The organism is Microcystis sp. LSC13-02, assembly GCA_002282935.1.
Lineage (GTDB): Bacteria > Cyanobacteriota > Cyanobacteriia > Cyanobacteriales > Microcystaceae > Microcystis.
In genome coordinates, this window is record MTBT01000251.1 from 17939 (window position 1) to 22704 (window position 4766).

4 protein-coding genes are annotated in these 4766 nt (G+C 49.6%); all 4 read right to left on the reverse strand.

The genetic code is table 11. The features are described from left to right. Positions 1–100 precede the first annotated feature (100 nt). From BGL89_RS15910 to BGL89_RS15925, 4 genes are read right to left on the reverse strand one after another with little or no spacing between them, the layout of a single operon-like run. Positions 101–1153 carry a D-alanine--D-alanine ligase family protein gene (locus tag BGL89_RS15910; RefSeq protein ID WP_286826522.1) on the reverse strand — a complete coding sequence of 351 codons (1053 nt, stop codon included), beginning with the start codon at positions 1151–1153 and terminating at the stop codon, positions 101–103. 3 nt (positions 1154–1156) lie between these two features. Further along, the gene (locus tag BGL89_RS15915; RefSeq protein WP_286826523.1) at positions 1157–2545 is read right to left on the reverse strand and encodes an ATP-grasp domain-containing protein; all 1389 of its coding nucleotides are present in this window, start codon (positions 2543–2545) and stop codon (positions 1157–1159) included. 25 nt (positions 2546–2570) lie between these two features. Next, complete coding sequence (locus BGL89_RS15920) at positions 2571–3374, reverse strand: O-methyltransferase (RefSeq protein WP_158199512.1); 804 nt, start codon at positions 3372–3374, stop codon at positions 2571–2573. Beyond that, a complete protein-coding gene (locus BGL89_RS15925) occupies positions 3371–4603 on the reverse strand; it encodes a sedoheptulose 7-phosphate cyclase (protein ID WP_286826524.1) in 1233 nt (410 codons plus the stop codon). Before BGL89_RS15925 ends, BGL89_RS15920 begins: the two co-directional genes overlap by 4 nt. Positions 4604–4766: the final 163 nt, after the last annotated feature.

Consider the following 4766-nt stretch of genomic DNA (forward strand, 5'->3'; position numbering starts at 1 on the left):
TCCCGACAGTAGAGCAGATGCGGAACATCCTCGATGGAATAGCCGCAAAGCATCTTTTCCCCTGGTTCAGATGGATTGATCAAGGGCTGAAGGAGCCAGGCTATTTGAGGGGGTTTGAGGCGTCAGCCTCTCCTGCCACTGCCATCTGCACCATATTTTGAAACAGGTCTGTCAATGAAATTCCAGCAGCCTGAGCCATCATTGAAATGACGCTTTTCTGAGCAAACGAACAATACAAACCTGCTTCTAAAAACCACGGCTGTCCGTGTGGATCGATCCGAAAATCAAACAAACTGTAATGCCGACAGCCCAAAGCAACGTGACATTGTTTTGCGATCGCCCAAACTCGCTGAGTCACTGGATCGCTAGGATCAACAATCCACGCCTTGGTTTTCTCTTTAGCAGCACAATCCAAACTACCATCTTCATTTTGCTTGAGTTTATCTGCATAAGTCCGAATCGGATGAGTTTCGGGATTCACGGCGTACTCTTCTAGGGGCAAGCAAACTAACTCGCCCGCTTGCACAATTACCCCACAGCGAACTTCTCGACCCAGTTCGATAAACTCCTCAACTAAGACTTCATCTGCATACTCAAAGGCAGTTGCTAAAGCAGCATCTCCATCGGTGTCTGTTGTAACTAAACTCAACCCCAATGAATTATCGGAATGGTTCGGCTTAATAATCGACGGACGGGATACAGATAAGCAATCGCCTCGATGCAGAACCTTGCCAGCGGGCACGGTCACCCCGGCTGCGGAGACAACCGCTTTCGCCTTTGCCTTATCTGCGGCTAACGCCATTAGCTCAGCCGAATTTCCCACATACGGAATTTTGAGCAGATCGAATAGCGCACGGTACTGAGTCATTCCGGGCAGGCAGAACATTTGGGGTACCATCACATCGATCGGTCGTTGAATCAAAACCGCGACCGCTTCAAGGACTGAAACTGAGAGAGTCTGGGCGATCTCGGCCTTGTCTAAAGATTTGGGAAACCGCCACCTCAAATCTGGCGACACGTAGGCAATGTGGAACTCATAGAGGTCTGGATTCGCCGTATTTTGTAGACAATCTTGGGCATAGAGTCGCGACAACTCACAGTAAAAATCGCTCACAGCAGAGCCAACTAGATGCAAAATCTGCAATTTTTCCATGCTCTAGTCTCCTCCCAGTTCAACAAGCTTGCCAATGTTGAAGTCAATCCGAATCCATTCACTGCCGCGCCGAAAACTTCCCAGCAGTAATAGCGGAATCTGCCAATGATGCACCATTAAAAAAGGGAGGGGATCGTCCCACTCAAAGATGGCATCTTTGCCGTTTACGAGAATCTGTAATCGTTGCCTGAGCATCTTTGGCGAAAGTAGCTGGGTTAGCAATCTCCAAACTTCGTGATAAGTCCAATAGGTTGGGCGGCTAGAGGCAAGTGGCTGAGCCATGTGGGGGAGTGGATGTAGATTTAGATAAGCCTGTGCTACATCAGGATGGTTGTAGAACATCGTGATGGCAGAGTGTGTGCGCGGATTGCATTCGATCGCATAAACCTGTCCATCATCTGCTGCCTGAATGAAGTCGAAAGACACTTGTCCCGTAAGGTTCAGCCCCTTTACAAAGGCGAGAATCCACCGTTCAATCTCAGAATGATCAACGTGTTCGTAGTTGACCTGAAACGCTGAAGACTTGCAGCAGCAGTGAAGCTGCACGTGTCCTTGACGAACAGTACTATGGGTACAATATTCTTGCCCTGGAATATACTCCTGCATAATCCAGGGATTTGCTTCAGAAATGGGCAGCGATCGCACAAAAGTCGCCGTTTCCTCAGCATCTCGTAGGGGCAACTGCGTCAGATCCAATCGCCGCACTGAATCGTAAGGAATGCTTTTGAGGATATAGGGACGCTTTGCCTTACTAAAATCAAAGTCAATCACCTGCTGAGGATGGGTGATGCGATGGGATTTTGGCACGCTTAATCCTAGGGTTCCTGCGGCGATCGCAAAGGCGTACTTATCATCCAGTTGCTTGAGCCTCTCTACATCCACATGCATGACGGTGCAATGGGGCGCAAGCATTTCTGCAATGAGCGCATCATAATAACTGGCAACGGGGCTACAAACGGGAACGTAAACAGTAACGTTTTCTTTTTGCACAATCTCCAGTAATGCCTGAGCATACTGCGACGATTGCGGTTTGGGTATGGTGTAGAACCGATCAACGCACCAAGAAAAGCGGTGTCCGGTTAACCAGTACTTGTGCATCTCGACTAGGATGACTCGGTGCCCTGCTTTGTGAAATGATCGCGCAAGCTGCAAGGCTTTAGTCATCTTGCCGCCGCTAATGAGAACCGTTTGCGGATTTACTGTGGTTGATCGCGCCGGACGAAGAACTAGCGATCTCAGCAAAGCAATCGACACGAGGGTAAGGTTGAACGGCAATGCCAGCAGCAGCAAAGTAAGAGTGGCAAGGGTTTTTAAGCGCGATCTCACCCCGCTGCTGCCCGCACTGACCGCTGGCTCAGAGAGAAGCTTAACCTTGGGAGCGGTTTTTATCATAGGTTTGAGTGGGCGGATTAATGGACTACATACGCCGAATCAAGGTCAAGCCGTCTCGCAGAGGTAGCAGGACTTGCTCTACTCGTGGATCGTGGCTCAGGGTTTGGTTGAACTGTGCGATCGCCTTGCCATTGGGCGTAGGCGTTTCCGAGAGATAGGGCTGCCCCTGCATCAAAGTATTGTCCGCACAGATTAACCCGTTTGGAGCTAACAGCGAGGTAGTCAGGAGCAGATTGAGGTAGTCGATGTAACCCGCTTTATCGGCATCAATAAAGACTAGATCGAACACCTCTGCTGCCTCTGCAAGCTGCTTAAGGGTTTCAAGAGCAGGCGCAACCTTGACTACGATTTTGTGTCCGGCCGTCGACTCGTTAAAACACTGCCGCGCAAATTCAGCCACATAAGCATCAACCTCACAAGCCACGACCTGTCCATCGCTGGGCAATGCCTCTGCCATCGCTAGAGCGGAATAGCCCGTAAACATGCCAATCTCTAGCACCCGTTGCGCTTGCGTCAAATGCACCAGAAATTTGAGCATTTGACCTTCCACATGCCCAGAGAGCATTTCCTGCTCTAGCTGGCGCACTGTTTCACCATCCGTAAATCGCTTGCTCCAGTCCTCCGCTTGAGTCCGTTGCACCAATGCAGCCAAGTCAGGCGATTCGGGTGTCGTACAAACATCCAAATACGGGTCGAGTCCGCAAGCTAGGGCACAGACTTGCTGCAATTCAGCTTTGAAAACCGGATCAAGCCCATCGATCGACTCGGCGCGACCGACCAAGGCTGCTAACTTCGCTGAGATAATTCCAACGGGCGTAACGGGTCTCATACGCCTGCTCCCTCTAAGGCTGGCTCGAGGCGCACGTACATATCCTCACCATTGCCCTGACGAGGATAGTTTTGAGCGATCGCTCGGTGAACCGCTAAGGCATTGTCCAACTCAGATCGCGTTAGGTCGTTCATAAACACGCATTGCCCAATCGGGCGGGGAGCCGCTGCTCGCTGCAACCCATCGCGAGTCCGCGTAATTGCTTCGGTCGCTTTCCACAGGAGTTCTGGGGTGAGATAGAGGCTATCGATCGCCAGCCCCAATCGGCTCATTAAGCCTAAAATGCGATTGCGGTCTTCAACCGAAATATAGCCGCGCAACTCGGCGATCGTCGCCGTAAATGCCATATCAATGTTGACGCTATGACCGTGCAACATCGGTGGTTCTGGCGTTAATTCTAGCGTCGGACTCCAGGTATGACCGTAAGCAATCACTCGATCTAAATCTAGCTCATGCAGGTTGGGCACCTCTAGCTCTAACATGACTTGAATTGCCTTGTAAGTCAGACGGTGCCCCACAGCTTGCAACTCAGGGGTGCTATTCAGATAGCCAAAATGGCTGTGCAGCAATGCCGCACCATGTTCTTCTAGCAGCTCAAAGATTTCTTTATTGCCCACAACTGCAATCTTGATTAACTCTGCCATTCCATTGCGAATTTGCTCGATCGGCAAAGTTCCCAAAAATGAGAAATCAAGAATCACCTTTTGAGAGGCATGATACGCACCAAGACGATTCTTTAGTTTGCCGTGATTGACAGCAACCTTAATCGCCACGCTAGCATCAATCAAGCCAATCAAGCTTGTGGGCACGCGAATGTAGTTGGTTTTGCGACGATAGGCAGAACAAGCGAACCCAGCAACATCGGTCGTGAGTCCGCCACCCACAACCAAAACAGGCTCCTTACGCACCAGTCCAAAATCGGCAAACGCATCGACAATCTTCTCGAAAGTTCTCAGAGTCTTTTCAGGCTCTTTGATACTGACTTGAAAAACAGTCAAATCGATCTGATAGTGAGCGAAGTACCGATCGATCTGCTGGCGATACAAACCGTAAACAGTTTGATCAATCACCATCAAGCAGCGTCTGAATGGTGCATAACTTTCGGCAATTTCGGGATTCCCAATTTTGAAAGCACCGTTTACATAGAGCAAACTGAAATCGATCTTTTCGTAGCCTTCAATATGAAAGGCACAATCTGTAGACGTAAAAGTAGCCCTGATGCCCGCCATAAGGTTTCATTCTGAGATTCTGTCACAAGAGTAACAGAATCTCAAAATTTATTCAACATCTCCTGCCAACACCCAGCAATTCCCAATGCAAACGGTAGCACAGAATACAGAACCCGTCTTACTCTTGCCTTTCAAAATGGAGTGAAGGGTTTGAACAGTGGGT

Bases quoted from the DNA above. Each gene is read 5' to 3' on its own strand.
- BGL89_RS15910 (WP_286826522.1), bottom strand. From the start codon at position 1,153: ATGGAAAAATTGCAGATTTTGCATCTAGTTGGCTCTGCTGTGAGCGAT.
- BGL89_RS15915 (WP_286826523.1), bottom strand. From the start codon at position 2,545: ATGATAAAAACCGCTCCCAAGGTTAAGCTTCTCTCTGAGCCAGCGGTC.
- BGL89_RS15920 (WP_158199512.1), bottom strand. From the start codon at position 3,374: ATGAGACCCGTTACGCCCGTTGGAATTATCTCAGCGAAGTTAGCAGCC.
- BGL89_RS15925 (WP_286826524.1), bottom strand. From the start codon at position 4,603: ATGGCGGGCATCAGGGCTACTTTTACGTCTACAGATTGTGCCTTTCAT.